Here is a 19,567-nt window from a genome sequence, read left to right as displayed (position 1 = left end):
GACGAAGCTTCTCGGGATCATCGGTTCCAAGAGGGCTCGCTCCGCGAGCTGTCTTTTTTTTTCTCCGGGCAGATTTCGTTCCAGCTCCTTTCACTAGCTACTTAGCCCTCGCCGCTGCGCTCGCCCAAGCGCCAATCAGCCAACCGTTGCGAAAGTGCTCCGACGTTGCCAGCTCCCTGGGTCAGGACAATATCACCTGGCTCCAACAGATCAGCTAATACCGGGGGAACCTGATCGATAGTTTCCATAAAAATCGGATCTACCTGTCCCCTGTTGCGTAAACTTCGCGCAAGCGTTCTGCCATCCGCACCAGCAATTGGCGCTTCACCCGCACTGTATACATCCAGCAAAATTAACTTATCCACCTCAGAGAGGACCTGGACAAAGTCTTCAAACAAGTCCCGCGTACGGGTATAACGGTGGGGCTGATAAATCATTACCAAGCGACGATCCGGCCAGCCATCTCGAACTGTCTTTACAGTAGCGGCTACCTCACGTGGGTGGTGGCCGTAGTCATCTACCAACATCACCTTATCAGCTTCGGTATCATCGCTAACGGCATAATCACCGTAGATCTGGAATCGACGACCAACGCCCTGGAAGCCTATCAGGCCTTGGCGAATTGCTTCATCACTAACGCCTTCATCACTAGCTACAGCAATTGCTGCAGTCGCATTGAGAACATTGTGAATACCCGGAGTATTCACAGAAACCTGCAATAGATCACCCTTGGGTCTCTGTACCGTGAAATGGCTGCGCAGAGGTTCTTGCTTTACTTCAACGATGCGGTAGTCATTACCCTCATCAAATCCATAGGTCAGAACCGGGCGGGAAAACTTGGGGATGACTTCCTGAACATTGGCATCATCCCCGCAAACTACCGCCAGACCGTAAAATGGGAGGTTGTGTACAAAATCAATAAAGATCTGTTTCACCTTTTCGAAGTCGCCACCATAAGTTTCCATATGGTCCGCATCGATATTGGTAATCACCGTCACCATCGGCTGTAAGTGAATAAAAGACGCATCACTCTCATCAGCTTCAGCCACTAGATAGCGACTTTCGCCCAAGGCAGCATTGGCACCGGCAGCGTTGACCAGGCCACCGATAACAAAGGTCGGATCTTTTTTGTCTGCTGCAAAGATTGAGGCGATTAAGCTGGTCGTGGTGGTCTTTCCGTGGGTTCCCGCCACAGCAATGCCATAGCGATAGCGCATCAGTTCACCGAGCATTTCGGCACGGCGTACAATAGGGATTCTCTTTTCTCTCGCTTCAATCAGCTCCGGGTTATCGCCATGTACGGCAGAGGAGTTAACAACAACATCAACGCCGCGAACATTTTCCTCGCTGTGTCCGATTTGGACCTTAACCCCTAATTTGCGCAATCTATCAGTAACCGCAGATTCACGCAGGTCAGAACCTGAGACTTCGTAGCCCTGGTTCTGCAATACCTCTGCAATGCCGCTCATACCGGCACCACCGATCCCAATAAAGTGGATACGGCGGATACGACGCATGGCCGGTACCGCATAACTTTTATCTTCGTTTGTCCGCACTGAAGACATCACTTTAACCTTCGTCCACTTTTTCTGTGTTACCTGACCGAGGCCAGCTCTTCCCTGCAAGCATTTACTACTTGCTCGGTCGCATCAGTTTTTGCCGCGCGCCGCGCGGAGGTCGCCATTTGCAATAGTTTCTCGCGATCTTCTAACAGGCTTTGTAATAAGCCGGATAACTTCTGCTCGTCCATTTCCCGCTGCTGCATAACAATCGCTCCGCCAGCATTTTGCAACCACTCGCCATTACGCGTTTGATGATCATCAATTGCAAAGGGGAAAGGCACCATGATTGCACCGACTCCCGCAGCTGAAATTTCAGAAACAGTCAAAGCCCCGGAACGGCAAATAATCAGGTCCGCAGAGCGGTAGGCCTCAGCCATATCCGCAATAAAAGGGACCACCTCTGCTTCTACTGCAGCCTCTTTATAGGCGTCTTTGGCAGCCTGAAGGTGGCGCTCTCCAGCCTGGTGGACCACTACCGGGCGCAGGGAGGGTTTCAGCAATGCGATTGCCTTAGGAACCAGCTCATTAATTGCTACAGCACCGAGGCTACCGCCCAATACCAAAAGGCGCAGAGACGACTGGCTGCCAATTCGAGCTTCTGGCTCAGGCAATTCTGCAATCTCTTTGCGCACTGGATTGCCCACTTGCCTGGCACCGGGTAGCCCACTGGGAAATGCTTCAAGCACCTGGCTGGAAATCCGCGCTAACAAGCGGTTTGTCGTTCCGGCAACAGCATTTTGCTCGTGAATAATCAACGGTATCCCCCCGAGACGGGCTGCAACACCCCCTGGGCCGGTCGCAAAGCCGCCAAAGCCGAGTACTGCATCAGGTTGTACCTGCTTAACAACTGTCCTGGCCTGAGCAATTGCCCGCAAAATTTGCAGCGGGGCTTTGAGTAAGGCCAACTTTCCCTTCCCCCGAATACCCTCCACTTTAATGCAGTGCAAAGGAATATTCGCCGCAGGTATTAATCGGGATTCAATCCCACGGGCAGTGCCTAACCACTCGACAACAGCTCCCTGCTCTTGCAACGCTTTAGCCACAGCCAACGCTGGGAACACATGACCGCCGGTACCACCGGCCATCAGCAAAAACTTCTTTCCAGAAAAACGCTTATTTACTTCAGACATCAAACCGTTTCTCCGTTGCTGCCCTTCACACTGGACTTGGGTGAATGGAATATTGGCAGCTGACGCAAAAGCTCAAGCCCCCCGCTTCCGTTTTCAACAGGCTTTTTTAGTTCAGCCCGAATCCGCATCGCCAAGCCTAGTAATGCACAACATACAATCAGGCTGCTGCCACCAGAGCTGACAAATGGCAGCGTTAGCCCTTTAGTCGGCAACAGGCCTGAAGCAACGCCCATATTCACGAAAGCTTGCCCTGCCAATAGCACTGCCATACCAAAAGCTAGAAGTGCAGCGAAAAACTTCTCCTGCACCAGGGCCTCTTTTACCAGGCGGAGCAGTGAGTAGGTGAGAACAACAAAAAGCCCTACCAGCACTACGCCACCCAACATTCCCCATTCCTCTGCCAGAATGGCGAAAATAAAATCCGTATGTGCCTCAGGCAGGTAAAACAGTTTCTGCACACTATTGCCCAAACCAACTCCAAACCACTCTCCGCGACCAAATGCAATCAGGGACTGGGTAAGTTGGTAGCCACTGGCAAACTGATCCCCCCAAGGATCCAGAAATGTCAGCAATCGCTGTAAGCGATAGGGGCTCATCAGTGCCATTAGCGCCAGTCCACTCGCAGCCGCAGCTACCAATAAAAAAGTATGGGGAAGACGCGCTCCCGCCAAAAAAACCATTGCCAACACGGTGCCTGAAATTACAACCACCGAACCGAAGTCCGGCTGTAAAAGCAATAACAGAGCAACCGTTGCGAGAATCACCACTGGCACCATAAAGCTGGTCCAGTGGCGTAGTTGCTTATTTCGACGAGTTAAAAAACTGGCAAAAAAAACTAACAGACAGAACTTAGCCACTTCCGCGGGTTGCACAGTTATACCTGCAAATACCAGCCAACGCCGGCTACCGTTCACCTCCCGTCCAATCCCCGGCACAAGCACGGCAATCAATAGCAGGCAGGCAAACAGTAATAATGGCCAGGACAGTCGCGACCAAATTGACAGGGGAATCTGACTAACGACAAACCCAGCTAATCCACCAAACATCAAAAAAGCCAAATGACGCCTAAGGAAATACCAGGGATCACCATAAATATCCGTAGCAAAAGCGATAGATGCTGAAGCGACCATCACCACACCAATGCTAGCCAGAACCAGAACACAGAGTAGCAGCAGCCCATCCTGCCATTCACTACCTTGAGCCTTGATTACCTGGGCACTCACTGGGAGCCTCCAGCGGTATCGCATAATTTCAAAACGGCCTGGCGAAAATCATCACCGCGGGCTTCAAAATTCTTATACATATCAAAGCTGGCACATGCCGGTGATAACAATACATAGTCACCGCCATTGGCTAATTGTCTGGCCTCAGCGACGGCCTCTGCCATTGTGCTAGCCCTGCGAATCTCGCACAGGCCATCAAAGACACCGGCTATTTTGTCTCCATCTACACCGATACACACCAGAGCCCGGAGTGCTCCTGCACTTTTTCGTAAGGGAGCAAAATCAGCACCCTTGCCATCCCCTCCAGCAATAAGCACTATTTTACTGGTTGCCGTAGCCAAGCCATCCAATGCCGCCTGGGTTGCTCCTACATTGGTGCCTTTTGAATCGTTAACATAAACAACGTCTTCAAAATCAGCCACGCGCTCACAGCGATGTTTCAGCCCGCGAAAGCTGCGTAAAATTTTTAGCATCGCCTCAGTGGGCAGGCCCAGTACATAACCCATTGCCAGGGCTGCCAAACCATTGGCAATATTATGCTTACCCACCATAGCCAAATCGGCCTCAGGCATTAAAACTTCTGTGCCTCGAGCCAACCAGTTCTGCCCCTCATGCAAGCGCAGGCCAAACTGATTGAGATCCGGCTGATCAAGCCCAAAACTCCACTCCCGTCTCTCTCGGGAAAGAGGCCCCTGGGATAAGGGGTCCGCGCGATTTATCACGAACTGATCCGCTCCGCGATAAATGCGCTGCTTGGCCCGGTGGTACTCCACCATACTGGGGTAGCGGTCCATATGGTCCGCACTCATATTTAAAATGGTGGCTACGGTAGGTGCCAGCGAGTAGGTGGTTTCCAATTGAAAGCTGGAAAGCTCCAAAACAAAGATGTCCGGCAGAGGTTTCTCAAGTAAATCCAGCACCGGCACACCGATATTGCCGCCCACACCAACTGTCAGCCCTGCCTCTTCAACCATCTCCCCCAGGAGTGTGGTCACTGTACTCTTTCCGTTGGAGCCTGTGATCGCGGCGAGCTTTGCTGTCGATTGCATCCGAGTCAGGGCCTGGGCAAATAACTCAATATCCCCAACCACAGGAATCCCATCCGCAATCGCCTGCTGCAATACGGGTTCAGCAAGCGCAACTCCCGGGCTAGCAATAATCAAGCTCGCGGCGAGTATTGTCCCCGGGCGCAATGGACCTGTTTCCACCGCAACCTCAGGGAACTCCTGACGGAAAGCTTCGAGCCCCGGCGGGTTATCGCGACTGTCTGCCACGACCGGCGTATGGCCGTGACGCAGCAGGTAGCGCACCACCGACTTTCCGGTAGCGCCAAGACCTATTACCACTTTCTGCTGTGAAGAAGTCGCGATCAGGCTCATTTATCTATTTATCGAATTTTCAGTGTTGCCAAACCAGCCAAGACCAGAATGACGGTAATAATCCAAAAGCGCACAATGACTCGAGGCTCCGGCCACCCTTTTAACTCAAAGTGGTGGTGCAGAGGCGCCATGCGAAAAATTCTCTTCCCCGTTAATTTAAAGGATGCCACCTGCAAAATTACGGAAACCGTTTCCATCACAAACACGCCGCCCATGATGAACAGAATAATTTCATGACGGGTAATTACCGCAATAATTCCCAGCGCCGCCCCCAGTGCCAGAGCGCCCACGTCCCCCATAAACACCTGGGCCGGATAAGTGTTAAACCATAAGAACCCTAGTCCGGCACCACCGAGGGCAGCGCAGAACACCGCCAACTCCCCAGCTCCTGGAATTGCGGGAATATGCAGGTAGTCAGCAAATTCCATATGGCCGGATAAATAAGCAATCACCCCAAGTGCTCCACCCACCATCACAGTAGGCATAATCGCCAAGCCATCGAGGCCATCAGTCAGGTTAACCGCGTTACTGGAGCCAACAACGACAAAGTAGGTCAGCAATATAAAAGATATCGGTCCCAGGTTTATCGCAACATCTTTAAAAAAGGGAACAAAAAACTGGGTCTCTGCCGGGCTTGAAGCACTCATATACAGATAAATAGCTGCACCCAACCCGGCAACGGATTGCCAGAAATATTTCCAGCGAGCAATAAGGCCACGGGGATTTTTGTAAACGACTTTTTTATAGTCATCCACGAAGCCCACAGCACCGAAAACAAAGGTAACTAATAAAGTAACCCACACGTAACGATTGCTGAGATCAGACCAGAGTAGGGCTGAGGCAAAAATTGAGGCGAGAATCAAGGTGCCGCCCATAGTCGGGGTGCCAGATTTACTCAAATGGCTTTGCGGACCATCATCGCGAACAGCCTGCCCCACCTGTAAATGATTCAACCAATGAATCATGCGCGGACCCACAAGTAGTGAAATACCCAGAGCCGTCAACGCAGCAAGAATTGCGCGCACTGTCAGGTAGTTAAATACCGAAAAACCGCTGACATGTTGTTGTAATAGCTCCGCTAGCCAAAGCAGCATTACTTCTCCCCTCTGCTATTGCCAAGCAGTGCCTGCGCTACCAATTCCATACGGGCGCTGCGTGATCCTTTAACCAAAACTGTGGTTTGTTCATCCAATTGTTGAGTGAGAGCAGTAACCAGGGGTTCTCTCTCGCGATAATTGCACAGCGACTCTTGCCTCCCCGCAGAAAAGGCCATGCTGGCGGCAGTACCCAGCGGCCCCAATGTAAACAGCGCATCCAAGCCCCGCTCTCGTGCCAAAGCTCCAACGCTTCTATGCATTTCCTCCGCGTCCGGCCCCAACTCGGCCATATCCCCCAGCACCAGAATTTTTTTACCTGAACGCTGTGACAGCAATTCAATGGCCGCACCTACTGAACCCGGGTTCGCGTTGTAACTGTCATCAATAACGGTTGCACCGGCTATACCTGCCTGCTCCTGCAAACGCCCAGCGACCCCGGTCACCGTGTTAAGTCCGCTGATAATTTCCACCGCAGGTATTCCCGCAGCAAAAGCACATCCAGCAGCAACCAGAGCGTTGTGAACGTTGTGCTCACCAAGCAATTTCAGGCTAACAGGGTGGGCAACGCCTTCGATTACCAAGTCAAATGAAGGGCAACCGTTAGGATTCAATACAATATTATCCGCATGGATAGCACACTCATTAGATAAGCCAATACCCAGAGTCTTTACCCCTTCGGGCATATTCTCCAACCAGTAATTCGCATAGCCATCATCGGTATTGATCACCGCCGTCGCCGATACATCCAAACGGGTATAAATTTGGCCCTTGGCTTTTGCAATAGCATCAACAGAGCCAAAGCCTTCGACATGCGCTGGCATTACGTTATTTACCGCCGTCACCTGCGGCTTGCCGATACTACACAGGTAGCCAATATCGTCAGGGCCGTTAGCTCCCATTTCGAGAATCAACACATCGTGTTGCGCTGTCAGCCCAAACAAAGTCATGGGTAAACCGAACTGGTTGTTCAGGTTTCCCTCGGTTACACAGGGTGTATGACTCTGGGAAAAAATTGCAGACAGCATCTCCTTAACGGTGGTTTTTCCGCAGGACCCTGTAATCGCCACAACCGGACCGTCAAACTGCTCACGGCACAGTAAGCCAATTTGTCCCAATGCGACCGTCGTATCTTCAACGCGCCACTGCGGTAAACTGCAACTGGGCACTTCACGATCGACGACCAACCCCAATACCTGGCCATCCAGCTCACCGACAAAGTCGTGCGCATCAAAATTTTCGCCAACCAGAGCAACAAATAAAGATTTGGGGTCCAGCTTGCGGGTATCCGTGCAAACCAGTTCAAACTCCACAGAGCCATTGATTAACTCACCACCAAAACGGCTTTGCAGTTGCTGCAACGTCAGGGAATTAATCACCTTGGCTCTCCTTGCCTTCACTTGACTGGCCCGATTCATCCACGCGGGCTTTGAGAGCTGCAGCAGCTTGCTCACGATCGCAGAAGTGAATTTTTTCACTGCCGATAATTTGGTAATTCTCGTGCCCTTTACCGGCGATCAATACAATATCCCCCGGTTGTGCTGTAGATACCGCCTGAGATATCGCTGTCGCGCGATCAATTTCAACTTCGATATTACTGGCAGCCCCTTCGAGAATATCGTCGATAATTTTTTGTGGTTCCTCGCTGCGCGGGTTATCGCTAGTCACAATGGCACGGTCCGCCATCTCGGAGGCAATACGCCCCATCGCCGCACGCTTACCCGTATCCCGGTCACCGCCACAACCAAAAACACACCACAAATTACCGCGACAGTAAGGGCGCGCTGCAGCTAAAGCCGCGCGAAGAGCATCTGGTGTATGGGCATAATCCACCAATACACCCACATCATCGGAACCCTCAACCAGGACACGCTCCATACGCCCCGGCACCGCTTTGATAGTGGGGAAAGCGGCAAGAATATCTTCAAAAGGCATGCCCTCTGCCGCTGCAGCAGCTACCACAGCCAAGGCATTGTGAATATTAAAATCGCCTATTAAGGGTGCGTGCAGCTCACCGCTACCCCAAGGGGAATTAAGTTTTACAGAAAAACCGCGCTCATGGCGACGCAGGTCAGCAACATATAAATCACCCGCCTGCAGCCCATAAGTAATAACGCGCAGGCCACGCAATTTGCAGCGCTCTGCCAACTGGGCGCCAAACGGATCATCCAGGTTAATGATTCCTCGCTTCAATTTTGGCAGTCCGAAAAGTTTCTCTTTGGCTGCGCCGTAAACGGCCATATTGCCATGATAATCCAAATGATCGCGGCTCAAATTGGTAAAAATTGCCGTATCAAAAATCAGCCCATGCACACGTCCCTGAGAAAGGGAATGCGAAGAAACTTCCATTGCGGCAGCGGCAACGCCACTATCGCGATAATTTGCAAAGTCCGCTTGTAAACTCACCGGGTCAGGCGTTGTTAAACCCGTTTCCTGCAATTCGATTTGGTTATTTTTCCAAACACCATTACCGATGGTGCCTATCAATGCTGCACTGCCAAAGTGGCGAGCCAGTAATTGGGAAGTCAAATAGGCGCAAGTGGTTTTACCGTTAGTGCCAGTCACTCCAACCAAGTGCATTTCACCACTGGGATTACCGTGGAAGCGCGCGGCAATTTCCCCTACCCGCTTTGCCAGACCAGGAACACTGACCACCTGGATATCACCACGGCTTTTACATTCCAACTTGTCGCCGTCGGCAAGCACTACCGCAGCACCTGCAGTAATTGCCGCATCGATATATTCCCGACCATCGACCACAGAACCGCGCAAGGCCATAAATGCATCGCCCGCTGTTATCTTGCGGCTATCCAGGGCAATACCAGTGACAGAAATATCGGGAATACCGGCATATCCCGGCACTAATTCTTTGATAGAAACAGAATGTTGTTCGCGCTGACTCACGATTTTGAACCCCTCTCGCTTAACTGCGCGGCCAATTGCCCTTCCGCCGATTCAATTTTTTCCGGCGGAACCTGCAACAGGCGCATAGCACCAGTCATCACCGCACCGAATACCGGTGCAGCAACTTCACCACCGTAATATTTGGCGTGACTGGGATCATCAATAACAACTACCGCGGCAAGGCGCGGATTATCAGCGGGGATAAAGCCCGCAAATACTGAGCGATAGCGATTATCCGCATAGCCACTACTGCCAACTTTGTGCACAGTACCGGTCTTGCCGGCGACACGATAACCTTCTACAGCGGCAAGGCGTCCGGTACCCTTAGCACCAATCACCGTCTCCAACATCGCAGTAACCTGCCCAGCCAAGGACTGCTCAATAACCTGCTCAGGCTCGCCCGGAACTTTGTCACCGGATAAAACCAGGGAAACAGGACGCTTAACCCCTTCATTCGCCAGTACACTGTAGGCTTGTGCCAGTTGCACAGCGTTAACTGTTAAACCGTAGCCGAAGGCGAAATTAGCCCGCTCGATTGGGTGCCAGCGGCTGCGACTGGGCAAGATCCCCTGTGCTTCACCGGGGAAGCCACTGCCCACAGCCTCGCCCAGACCCAAGCGATAAAAGAGTCCCCGCAGAGAATTTGGTTCCAAATCGAGAGCAATTTTTGTAATTCCCACCTGGCTCGACTTGGTAATAATCTTGGTGAGATCTATTTTTCCGTAATTAACCGGGTCCACCAGGGTTTTTCCCGGCACGCGAATATATCCAGGACTGGTGTTTATTTCTGTTCTTGGGGTGTAGCGCCCGGTTTCCAAAGCCGCCAATACTGTTAAGGGTTTCACTGTAGAACCCGGCTCAAACTGGTCGATCAGCGCACGGTTGCGCATAGCCGCCGATTTAACCCCTTTGCGGTCATTGGGATTAAATGAAGGCTGGTTGGCCATGGCCAACACATCGCCACTGTGAGTATCGAGAATCACCATAAAGCCGGAAGCGGCGCCGTTTTCCGACACCGCCCGCTTTAATTCCCGGTAGGCCAAATATTGCAGGCGCATATCGATAGACAAACGCAGATCCCTGCCCGGTTGCGCTTCCTGACGAATTGCCAAATCCCTTACCGTGCGCCCTTTCAGATCTTTAATTACCTGACGTGATCCCGGCTGTCCGGACAGCCAATCGTCGTAGGCCAATTCCATTCCTTCCTGGCCGCGATCATCGATGTTGGTAAAACCGAGAAGTTGGGCTACGACCTCCCCAGCAGGATAGAAGCGCCGATACTCTTTTTTACTGAAAACACCTGCAATACCCAGGTCCAGCACTTTCTCAGCCTCTTCTGGAGACAGGTGCCGGCGCAGGTACATAAATTCTTTGTTTCGGTATTTCTTCAGGCGAGAGCCCAGTTTGGAAGACGGTAAATCCAGCGCGCGAGCCAGGCGCACTAAATTCGCATCGCTTATTTCACTCAACAGCTTGGGATTGGCCCAAAGGCTGTGTACCGGTGTACTGACAGCGAGAAGCTCACCGTTTCGATCGACTATTGAGCCCCGATAGGCAGCAATCTCTTCGGTGCGCAAGGTGCGGGCCCGGCCCTGGTCTTGCAGGAAACGATATCCGCGCTCAGCAGCAGGCACTACCTGCAGTTTGGCCAAGTGGAACACAAGGGTAAGAGCGAGCAGGCACAGCAGGACCGCCACCAGCGCAAAGCGCCAGCGGGCTATACCCGGCTGAATATCCTTTTTTTTGACTGCGCCCATGTTTTCCCAGTTGGCGTTATCTATTTATTTTGCATCCCGGCTGAGCATGCCACTCTCCAGGGCCTGAACTCCAAAACTCAATTAACGCAAAATTCTTTATAATTATTTAAAGGCCAAAGCCCCCAAACGCAGAAACCCCACCGGGCAAGCAGTGGGGTACTTACGTCTTCATCCAAGGCGGTTAAAACTTAATCCGCCACTACCAATACCTGTTCCGAAGGTGCTGGCATATGCATTTTTAATTTTTCTCGGGCGACCTGTTCGACCCGGCTATAGGCAGACCAGGCACTTTTCTCCAAAAGGAGACGCTCCTGCTCATAGCGCAATTCATCGTGGGCTTTTTGTGCCTTACCCAGCTCAGCAGTTAACTCTCGGCTTTGTTGGGTGGTATGAATAACGGACAGCGACGACAGTATTACCGCTATCCACATTACCCCCACTCCAAGTAGAGCCTTGCCAGACATAAACTCAGCTTCCCGCCAGCTTTTCTGCCACCCGCATTACTGCACTGCGGGACCGCTGATTTTCATCCACTTCAACCGTGTTGGCTTTCACTGCCTTGCCCACCGAGCGCAGTGACTTGGCTATCTGACTATCCATAACCGGAAGGCCACGAGGCAACTGGGGACCGCGCTCTTTTTCCCGAATAAAACGCTTCACCATTCGGTCTTCAAGAGAGTGGAAACTGATAATCACCAGTCGCCCACCCGGTGCCAGCAACTGCAGGGATTTATCCAATGCACTCTGCAGGTCATCCAACTCGCCATTAATATGGATACGAATAGCCTGAAAGACTCGGGTAGCAGGATGTTTACCTTTTTCCCAAGCCGGATTCGCCTCTTTCACAACCTCGGCAAAATCGAGGGTGCGCTCAAATGGTTTTTCCAGCCGGCGCTTTACAATGGCAGCAGCCATTCGACGGGCAAAACGCTCCTCGCCGTACTCTTTAAACACCCGGGCCATTTCGGCCTCAGCCTCAGTGTTGACCCACTCCGCTGCACTGATACCCCGACTGGTATCCATACGCATATCCAGGGGGCCATCCTGCATAAAACTGAAACCGCGCTCGGCCTGATCCAGTTGCGGCGAAGACACTCCTAGATCGAGCAATATTCCACTGACCTTACCGGCAGCTCGCCCGGCAGCCTTATCCATGTCGGCAAAAGACCCATGCCAAATGGAAAAACGGGATTCACCGGCAAACCGCTGCTCTGCAAATTCGACAGCCTGGGGATCTTTATCCACCCCTACCAACTGGCCATTGGGCCCCAAGTGCTCAAGGATTGAGGCGCTGTGCCCACCCCGGCCAAAGGTGCCATCGATATAAAACCCATCCGGCTCAGTCACCAGAGCGTCTACGGCCTCGCGTAACAACACACTGCGATGCAATTCTTGAGACACCCGGTACTCCCCTTATAAAGAGAGGGATGCCATTTCCTCAGGCATACCCTCTTCGTCTTCACTATCATCGAGCCAGGACATCCAGCGCTCCTCACTCCAGAGCTCCAGCTTTTTCCCCTGGCCCACTAACATCAATTTCTTTTCCAGCCCCGCGTACTCACGCAGAGTTGGCGGAATCAATACCCTGCCATTGCCATCCACCTGCAGCTCACAGGCATACCCGATCAGCAGGCGCTGAGCGCGCCGAGCCACTTTGTTAAAGCTGGGCAATGCTTCAATCTTCGGGAGAATTTGCTGCCATTGAGGCGACGGATACACCAACAAACAGCGTTCCTCTGTATGGGCAGTCACCACCAAGCACCCCTCACACTCATCCAACAGCCTATCGCGGACGCGTGCCGGTATTGCCAGACGCCCCTTGGCGTCCATATTGATTGCATGGCTGCCCAAATACACGTTTAGTGGTTCTCGCTTTGGAGATCGCGCCTCTCGCGACTCACTCCCATATGGCAGGTCAATGGAGAAAGATGTTCGACTTTAACCTGGCGGTGTGAACACCCACTTACTTATCGCGAATAAACCACAAATTTCCACGATTTTCCACTTTTTCCCACTCTCGACACTATAAAACTGGTCGACACAAAGTCAAGGAATTCGACCCCAAAGTCCCCATAACCCCTTGTAAAATCGCGGCCTCCAGAGAAGTGGCGCATATTGGCACATTGAAACTAGTCGGAACAGCACTATCTGGCACGATCGCCCCCTTAATAGTTAATCAATTTTTTTGCGCCAAGAAGAGGCTTTAGCCGAAATTAAACGAGAAGAAATAGGCGAATACAAAGAGGGCTACCGGAGCCGGGACCACCACATCAGGCAAACAAAAAAGCCCGGCAAATGCCGGGCTTTTGAAATTGTTGAGCTGGCCTGTAAGCCGGGTTCTGTCGAGGACAATCATTCATCTGGGATGCCTGTCACCAGACACCTCAAGCGACCTACCCGCCCTCAGTGCGGGTCACACCTATAGAGGGCCTATTTGGTCTTGCTCCGAACGGGGTTTACCATGCCGCGGACTGTTACCAGCCGCGCGGTGCGCTCTTACCGCACCCTTTCACCCTTACCTGTACTCCCCAAAAAGGAGCCATCGGCGGTCTACTCTCTGCTGCACTTTCCGTAGGCTCGCACCCCCCAGGCGTTACCTGGCGTTCCACCCTATGGAGCCCGGACTTTCCTCCATCGCACAAGGCGACAGCGATTGCCCGGCCAGCTCGCGGCGAAGAGTAAAGAGGCGACAGACGGATTGCAACAGGCAATTGCAGCAATCAGTGCCTTATTTTTGCTCCAGGCTCCAGTTGTACAGGACTTTCTTTTTCACTCCAGTAATTTCGGCAGCGATCGCCGCCGCCTTTTTCGGCGGCAACTCCGCCAGCAACAGCGACATTACACGCTGTGCCTCCCCATCCAGCTCACTTTCGCGAGAGCGCTCTGCACCACGCACCATCAAAACAATCTCACCGCGCTGCTGATTGCTGTCAGCGCGGACCCACTCAACCAACTCTGCCAGAGGCATCAACTGAAAAGTTTCAAAGGCCTTGCTGACCTCGCGGGCTATTACCGCCTCTCGATTACCGCCGAACACGACCGCCATTGCTTCCAGAGTGCCAGCAACCCGATGCGGGGCCTCGTAGAACACCAGGGTACGGGTATCACTGGCCAACTCCTGCAGGGCTCGCTCACGGGCACCGGACTTGGCCGGCAGAAATCCCTCGAAACTAAACTTGTCACTGGGGAGTCCGGCGGCACTCAGTGCGGAGACGAAAGCACAAGCCCCCGGTATCGGAGAGACTTTGATTCCTCGCTCCCTGGCTTCACGTACCAGGCGATAACCGGGATCTGAGATCAGTGGGGTGCCCGCATCGGAAATCAGGGCAATGGTCTGGCCCTGCTCCAAGCGCTGCAAAATCTGCTCTGTGCGCTTGTCATCCGAGTGATCGTGATATGCCATCAATGGCGTATCGATATTAAAATGGGAAAATAATCGCTGACTGTGACGTGTGTCCTCCGCCGCAACCAGATCGGCACATTGTAGAACTTCGATCGCTCGCGGTACCATATCGGCCAAATTACCAATGGGCGTAGCGACAATATAAAGCAGCGCCTGATCCGGCCCCATAGCTGTTCACTCCAAATATAAATATTGCGGGAGAAGATTATGTCCGCCTCTTCCCGGCGCACCTCTACTGTAATCACCAGAATGGCAGCTGCCTCACTGGCAGTCGCACTGGCTGCTTGCCAGACACCGGCCTCCCGGCCAAACGTTTACCAGCCAGATTATTCGGCCGGCCACACCGCAAGCCGCAGTGAAGCTGTACGCATGCTGCGCAGTGCCGACACCCTGCCGGCACCAGCGCGGGATCAACAGCGCCTGCAAGCGGCCGCTATTCTATACGAGCTGGGAGATAAAGAGACGGCAAAAGAGGCGGTAATCAAAATTACCCCCGAACAACTGGACGACAACCTCTTTGCCAGCTATGCACAGGTCTATGGCAGCCTGCTTGCCGCAGACGACGACTTCTTTGAGGCCCTCGACCTGGCAGCCTCTCCGCGCCTGGAAAATGTGTGGTCGGAGTTGCCACAGAAGACTGCCTTACCTCTACGCAGCCTGCGCGCTGACCTATGGGGACTTCTGGGCAATCTGGACAGCGCAATTAGTGAGCGGCGCGAAATCTCCTATATCGCCCAGTCCGACGCAGCGATCACAGAAAATAACAACGGCTTTTGGCATCTCTTGACCCAGCTGCCCTCCAGTGAATTGCAGGCTCGCGCCACCCAAAGCAATGACACCCAGATGCGCGCCTGGTATCAACTCGCCCTGCTGGGCCGTGACACTCAGACGGATATCAGCTCACAGCTGACCGCCCTCAGCCGCTGGCGCGAGCGCTGGCCCGCCCATAGTGCCAATTCCCATCCGCCACAGGCACTGCAGCTGTTAGAGCGCTTGGCCGCCCAGCGGGCAGACCGCGTAGCGCTGCTCCTGCCACTGTCCGGCTCCCTGGGCAACGCCGGCAGGGCAATCCGGGATGGCTTTATGGCCGCCCACTACACCGCCCTGAATGCTGGCGGCGCAACTCCGAAAGTGATGGTTTACGACACCGGTTCCGATCAGCCATTCGAGGAAATTTACCAGAGCGCCGTAGATGCCGGTGCGCAGATGATTGTTGGCCCACTGGATAAGAGCAAGGTAGCCAACCTGCTTGCCACAGAAAAACTGCCAGTGCCTACTCTCGCCCTCAACTACGGCGATGAGGGGCGCCTGACCACAGACCTGGTCCAGTTTGGACTGGCAATTGAAGATGAAGCGCGGCAAATTGCCCAGCACGCCTACCGGCAGGGCAAGCGACAGGCAATGGTCCTCACCGCTGACAATAGCTGGGGGCAGCGCGGCGCTGAAGCATTTGAAGAAGAGTGGCTGCGCCTCGGCGGCTCAGTTAGCATTCGCCGGACGTTTAAGGACAACAGCAAGTTCTCAGCCCTGATCAGCGATGCCCTGTTAATTCCCGCCAGCAACGCGCGCAAGAAGGAATTGCAGAGTCGCCTGGCGGCAAAGCTGGAATTTACCCCCAGACGCCGTGACGATGTCGATATGGTATTCCTGGCAGCACAACCCCAACAGGCGCGCCAGCTCAACCCCATGCTGACCTACTACTACGCCAGTGACCTGCCCGTATACGCTACCTCTCATGTCTTTGGTGGCAGCATCAACCGCAATCGCGACAGGGATATGAACGGTATTCGCTTTACCGCACTGCCCTGGCTGTTTGAAAGCAATCAAACCAAGCAGGATATCGAGGAGCAGGCGTCGCCCGCACCGGCTTTTGCCAGACTGTATGCCCTAGGTGCCGATGCCTTCCGCCTCTACCCGCGCTTGCCGATGTTGCGCCAATTCCCGGAACAGAAAGTACACGGTCTCACTGGCGCATTGAGCCTGAGCGCTGATGGCCGCATAGTGCGCGAACAAATGTGGGCGCGAATCGACAAAGGGGTGCCGGTGCCCATCACTACCGTCGAGCCCCAATTGCCGCAGCGGGAGCCGATCGAATTAAGTGGGAATCGTGAGGCTTTTTAAGGGCTCAAGCGGCACTGTCGGCAGCCAAATGGAGGCTGCCGCAGCCCGCTATTTGCAGCGCGCGGGGCTCACCTTATTGGAGCGCAATTATCGCAGTTCACACGGAGAGATAGACCTTATCGCCCGTGAAAGCGATACTGTCGTGTTCGTGGAGGTGCGCTTCCGCCGCAAGAGCCAATTCGGCGGGGCCGCAGCCAGCGTGGATTCACGCAAGCAAGCTAAGCTATTGGCCACTGCCAGCCGCTATTTGCAGCAACATAAACTGGACTGTCCGTGCCGCTTCGATGTCCTGGCCATAGATGGCGATGCACAAAACATCCAGTGGATTAAAAGCGCCTTCGAAGCCTGAGGCAAAACCGAGATTTACCCCGTCAAGTTATGGTGAGTTCGAGCTCACCTGAATTAAGGACACAATGGAACAGCGAGTCGTAACCCTTTTTCACCACAGCCTTGAAGCCACAATGAACGCTGGCGAGATACTGGCCCCGCTGATTGCAGAAGCCAGCGAAATGGTGGTGCATACACTCTTGGCAGAGAGCAAAGTCCTGCTCTGTGGCAATGGTGTCAGTGGCGCATTGGCGCAAAGTTTTAGCTCGCAACTGACCGGCGGCTTCCAGCGCGAACGCCCCGGCCTACCAGCTATGGCCCTCAACAGCGACGGCGTCTCCATGGGCACCGTTGCCTCGAACCACGGCGGTGCAGACACCTTCGCACACCCGGTTCGCGCCCTGGGGCAACCCGGTGACCTTCTCGTAATTATCAGCAGCGATGGGCGCGACTCAAACCTGGTTCAGGCCATGCGTGCGGCTCGGGACCGGGATATGGGCATACTCGCACTGACCGGCGGTGATGGTGGCGACTGCGCCGCCCTGCTCGATACCCATGATATTGAACTACGGGTGCCATCCGATGTCGCAGCAGAGGTACACCAAGTACATCTTCTGACAATTTTTTGCCTGTGCGACCTAATCGACAGTAGTTTGTTTGGTGGCTACGAGGAATAAACGATGAACAACAAAAAGTTGACCCTGGGGAAATATCTCCTGGCTGCCTTCGCGGCAACCACCTTGTTAGCGGGATGCAGCACTGTATTGGAGGCCACCCATGACGGCCCCATACAACAGGACCCCGGTGAGCGATCTTTTGGCACCTATATTGATGACCAACGCATCGAGACGGTGACCACAGTCAATATCAACAAAGCTCACCCAGACCTGAAAATCTCCAACATCAATATCAATTCTTTTAACGGTGTTGTACTGCTCACCGGCCAGGTGCCCAGCCAGGAACTGCGCCTGCTCGCCGGGCGCACGGCGGAACAAGTGCAGAATGTTCGCCAGGTCTACAACGAAATTCAGGTGCGCGGTAAAGTCACTTTACTGGCCAGCACCAGCGATACCTGGCTAACCACCAAGGTGAAAAGCAACTTGTTTGCCAATAAGGAAGTAGACAGTGGTCGCATCAAAATCGTGACCGAGAATGGAGTTGTCTATTTGATGGGACTGCTAACTCCGGCCGAAGCGGAACGGGCAGCCGAAGTGACCCGCTCGGTAGGCGGGGTACAGAAGGTTGTGAAAGCAGTGGAATACATCAACTAATATTTCCCGCACTACACAAAAAAAACGGAGGCAACTGCCTCCGTTTTTTTAGCGCTCAAGCCTGTAACTTATACGCGCTCTATAGCAACCGCTGTAGCCTCACCGCCACCAATGCAAAGGCTTGCCACGCCTTTCTTGGCGTCGCGCTTCTCCATCGCTGCCAACAGGGTAACCAGGATACGGGCACCGCTAGCACCTAGCGGGTGACCGAGGGCACAGGCACCACCGTTAACATTGACCTTTTCCCAGGGCAAATCGAGCTCACGCATTGCAGCCATAGTCACAACCGCAAATGCCTCATTAATCTCGAATAGATCCACATCCGCCGCAGACCAACCGGCATTTTCCAGCAGCTTGTGCATAGCGCCGACCGGAGCCGTAGTGAACCACTCGGGCTCACGGGCAAACTGGGATTGCCCTTTGAGAACAGCCAGAACTTTCAAGCCGCGCCTCTCAGCTTCACTTTTGCGCATCAACACCAGAGCCGCAGCACCGTCAGAAATAGAGCTGGAGTTCGCTGCGGTTACAGTGCCGTCTTTACGGAACGCTGGCTTCAGTTGAGGGATTTTGTCTGGACGGGCATTACCTGGAGCCTCATCGACACTCACCTCAACCTCACCTTTGCGAGAGGCAATCGTGACCGGGGCAATTTCACGGGTAAAATCTCCACTCTCAATCGCAGCCTGGGCACGCGCCAGAGATTCCAGGGCAAAAGCGTCCTGCTCTTCGCGGGTGAAATCGTACTTATCGGCAGTAGATTCGGCGAAAGTACCCATCAGCTTGCCATCTGCAGCATTTTCCAGGCCATCCAGGAACATGGAATCTTTGACCTCTCCATGACCGAGGCGCATACCAGAGCGGGCCTTGGCCAGCAGGTAGGGGGCATTGCTCATGCTTTCCATACCACCAGCAACGATAACCTTACCCTCACCCATCAGCAGGGCATCGCGGGCCATCATCACAGTCTTCATTCCAGAGCCACACACCTTGTTAACAGTGGTGCAAGGAGTGCCAACCGGGATGCCAGCACCCAGTGATGCCTGACGTGCCGGAGCCTGACCAACACCTGCCGGGAGCACACAACCCATCAGCACTTCATCCACATCGGCAGGTGCCACACCCGCGTCCTCAAGGGCTGCGCGAATCGCCGCAGCACCCAACTGCGGGGCAGTGAGGGCTGAAAGGCTGCCCTGCATAGCGCCCATTGGCGTACGCGACATTCCGACAATCACTACTGGGTCCGAAGTTACATCACTCATTCTGGCTGCTCCAAGTTCTGTGCCGCCATCACCGTGGTGGCGGCAATTGTTTTAATGTCGCCGCATTATAGCCGAAGCCCCACCCCGCTCCGCCAGGGGTGCGACCAGTGCGCAGCAGTATCAGCCCATCGTGTTAC

Annotated in this window: 17 protein-coding genes and 1 other RNA gene; 4 read left to right on the top strand and 14 right to left on the bottom strand. The window is 53.7% G+C overall.

Features of this window, described 5'->3' with window-relative positions:
* Positions 1-101: 101 nt before the first annotated feature.
* The 13 genes from murC to rsmI all read right to left on the bottom strand — a co-directional run bounded on the left by murC (position 102) and on the right by rsmI (position 14,620).
* The gene (gene murC / locus ACJJI3_RS22240; RefSeq protein WP_413663009.1) at positions 102-1,565 is read right to left on the bottom strand and encodes a UDP-N-acetylmuramate--L-alanine ligase; all 1,464 of its coding nucleotides are present in this window, start codon (positions 1,563-1,565) and stop codon (positions 102-104) included.
* 29 nt (positions 1,566-1,594) lie between these two features.
* A complete protein-coding gene (gene murG / locus ACJJI3_RS22235) occupies positions 1,595-2,692 on the bottom strand; it encodes an undecaprenyldiphospho-muramoylpentapeptide beta-N-acetylglucosaminyltransferase (protein WP_444940967.1) in 1,098 nt (365 codons plus the stop codon).
* Complete coding sequence (gene ftsW, locus ACJJI3_RS22230) at positions 2,692-3,915, bottom strand: putative lipid II flippase FtsW (protein ID WP_444940966.1); 1,224 nt, start codon at positions 3,913-3,915, stop codon at positions 2,692-2,694. Before ftsW ends, murG begins: the two co-directional genes overlap by 1 nt.
* Positions 3,912-5,294: a UDP-N-acetylmuramoyl-L-alanine--D-glutamate ligase gene (gene murD / locus ACJJI3_RS22225; RefSeq protein WP_444940965.1), complete on the bottom strand. Its 1,383-nt coding sequence runs from the start codon at positions 5,292-5,294 to the stop codon at positions 3,912-3,914. The genes ftsW and murD overlap by 4 nt, the downstream gene beginning before the upstream one ends.
* Before the next feature lie 8 nt (positions 5,295-5,302).
* Complete coding sequence (mraY, locus tag ACJJI3_RS22220) at positions 5,303-6,388, bottom strand: phospho-N-acetylmuramoyl-pentapeptide-transferase (protein ID WP_413663013.1); 1,086 nt, start codon at positions 6,386-6,388, stop codon at positions 5,303-5,305.
* Positions 6,388-7,767, bottom strand: a complete 1,380-nt coding sequence (locus ACJJI3_RS22215) for a UDP-N-acetylmuramoyl-tripeptide--D-alanyl-D-alanine ligase (protein WP_444940964.1) — start codon at positions 7,765-7,767, stop codon at positions 6,388-6,390. The genes mraY and ACJJI3_RS22215 overlap by 1 nt, the downstream gene beginning before the upstream one ends.
* Positions 7,760-9,292 carry a UDP-N-acetylmuramoyl-L-alanyl-D-glutamate--2,6-diaminopimelate ligase gene (locus tag ACJJI3_RS22210; protein ID WP_444940963.1) on the bottom strand — a complete coding sequence of 511 codons (1,533 nt, stop codon included), beginning with the start codon at positions 9,290-9,292 and terminating at the stop codon, positions 7,760-7,762. Before ACJJI3_RS22210 ends, ACJJI3_RS22215 begins: the two co-directional genes overlap by 8 nt.
* Complete coding sequence (locus ACJJI3_RS22205) at positions 9,289-11,049, bottom strand: peptidoglycan D,D-transpeptidase FtsI family protein (RefSeq protein ID WP_444940962.1); 1,761 nt, start codon at positions 11,047-11,049, stop codon at positions 9,289-9,291. The genes ACJJI3_RS22210 and ACJJI3_RS22205 overlap by 4 nt, the downstream gene beginning before the upstream one ends.
* A gap of 188 nt (positions 11,050-11,237) precedes the next feature.
* On the bottom strand, positions 11,238-11,513 hold the full coding sequence (gene ftsL, locus ACJJI3_RS22200; protein ID WP_413663017.1) for a cell division protein FtsL: 276 nt from the start codon (positions 11,511-11,513) through the stop codon (positions 11,238-11,240).
* Between the two features lie 4 nt (positions 11,514-11,517).
* The gene (rsmH, locus tag ACJJI3_RS22195; protein ID WP_444940961.1) at positions 11,518-12,450 is read right to left on the bottom strand and encodes a 16S rRNA (cytosine(1402)-N(4))-methyltransferase RsmH; all 933 of its coding nucleotides are present in this window, start codon (positions 12,448-12,450) and stop codon (positions 11,518-11,520) included.
* 12 nt (positions 12,451-12,462) lie between these two features.
* Entirely contained in the window at positions 12,463-12,906 is a 444-nt protein-coding gene (mraZ, locus tag ACJJI3_RS22190) for a division/cell wall cluster transcriptional repressor MraZ (RefSeq protein ID WP_444925699.1), read from the bottom strand.
* Positions 12,907-13,361: 455 nt separating this feature from the next.
* Positions 13,362-13,718, bottom strand: an RNA gene (gene rnpB, locus ACJJI3_RS22185) — RNase P RNA component class A.
* Between the two features lie 59 nt (positions 13,719-13,777).
* Entirely contained in the window at positions 13,778-14,620 is an 843-nt protein-coding gene (rsmI, locus tag ACJJI3_RS22180; protein ID WP_444940960.1) for a 16S rRNA (cytidine(1402)-2'-O)-methyltransferase, read from the bottom strand.
* 39 nt (positions 14,621-14,659) lie between these two features.
* Here rsmI and ACJJI3_RS22175 point away from each other — a divergent pair, with 39 nt between their 5' ends.
* From ACJJI3_RS22175 to ACJJI3_RS22160, 4 genes are all read left to right on the top strand, one after another.
* Positions 14,660-16,573 carry a penicillin-binding protein activator gene (locus tag ACJJI3_RS22175; RefSeq protein ID WP_444940959.1) on the top strand — a complete coding sequence of 638 codons (1,914 nt, stop codon included), beginning with the start codon at positions 14,660-14,662 and terminating at the stop codon, positions 16,571-16,573.
* Entirely contained in the window at positions 16,560-16,922 is a 363-nt protein-coding gene (locus ACJJI3_RS22170; protein ID WP_413663021.1) for a YraN family protein, read from the top strand. The genes ACJJI3_RS22175 and ACJJI3_RS22170 overlap by 14 nt, the downstream gene beginning before the upstream one ends.
* Positions 16,923-16,986: 64 nt before the next feature.
* Entirely contained in the window at positions 16,987-17,577 is a 591-nt protein-coding gene (locus tag ACJJI3_RS22165; protein ID WP_108734203.1) for an SIS domain-containing protein, read from the top strand.
* Positions 17,578-17,580: 3 nt separating this feature from the next.
* Positions 17,581-18,171, top strand: a complete 591-nt coding sequence (locus ACJJI3_RS22160; protein WP_282933879.1) for a BON domain-containing protein — start codon at positions 17,581-17,583, stop codon at positions 18,169-18,171.
* A gap of 68 nt (positions 18,172-18,239) precedes the next feature.
* On the opposite strand, the gene ACJJI3_RS22155 is transcribed toward ACJJI3_RS22160, so the two are convergent.
* Positions 18,240-19,430, bottom strand: coding sequence for an acetyl-CoA C-acyltransferase (locus ACJJI3_RS22155; protein WP_444940958.1), 1,191 nt, complete (start codon positions 19,428-19,430; stop codon positions 18,240-18,242).
* Positions 19,431-19,567 lie beyond the last annotated feature (137 nt).

It is taken from the genome of Microbulbifer maximicatervae (SeqCode) (genome assembly GCF_052466985.1).
This window is presented reverse-complemented; position numbering and strand designations above follow the sequence as displayed.

What these genes read in the sequence shown, in the direction of transcription:
- ACJJI3_RS22160 (WP_282933879.1), top strand. Translation starts at nt 17,581, where the DNA reads ATGAACAACAAAAAGTTGACCCTGGGGAAATATCTCCTGGCTGCCTTC.
- murD (WP_444940965.1), bottom strand. Translation starts at nt 5,294, where the DNA reads ATGAGCCTGATCGCGACTTCTTCACAGCAGAAAGTGGTAATAGGTCTT.
- ACJJI3_RS22175 (WP_444940959.1), top strand. Translation starts at nt 14,660, where the DNA reads ATGTCCGCCTCTTCCCGGCGCACCTCTACTGTAATCACCAGAATGGCA.
- ACJJI3_RS22165 (WP_108734203.1), top strand. Translation starts at nt 16,987, where the DNA reads ATGGAACAGCGAGTCGTAACCCTTTTTCACCACAGCCTTGAAGCCACA.
- rsmI (WP_444940960.1), bottom strand. Translation starts at nt 14,620, where the DNA reads ATGGGGCCGGATCAGGCGCTGCTTTATATTGTCGCTACGCCCATTGGT.
- ftsL (WP_413663017.1), bottom strand. Translation starts at nt 11,513, where the DNA reads ATGTCTGGCAAGGCTCTACTTGGAGTGGGGGTAATGTGGATAGCGGTA.
- ACJJI3_RS22205 (WP_444940962.1), bottom strand. Translation starts at nt 11,049, where the DNA reads ATGGGCGCAGTCAAAAAAAAGGATATTCAGCCGGGTATAGCCCGCTGG.
- mraY (WP_413663013.1), bottom strand. Translation starts at nt 6,388, where the DNA reads ATGCTGCTTTGGCTAGCGGAGCTATTACAACAACATGTCAGCGGTTTT.
- ACJJI3_RS22155 (WP_444940958.1), bottom strand. Translation starts at nt 19,430, where the DNA reads ATGAGTGATGTAACTTCGGACCCAGTAGTGATTGTCGGAATGTCGCGT.
- murC (WP_413663009.1), bottom strand. Translation starts at nt 1,565, where the DNA reads ATGTCTTCAGTGCGGACAAACGAAGATAAAAGTTATGCGGTACCGGCC.
- murG (WP_444940967.1), bottom strand. Translation starts at nt 2,692, where the DNA reads ATGTCTGAAGTAAATAAGCGTTTTTCTGGAAAGAAGTTTTTGCTGATG.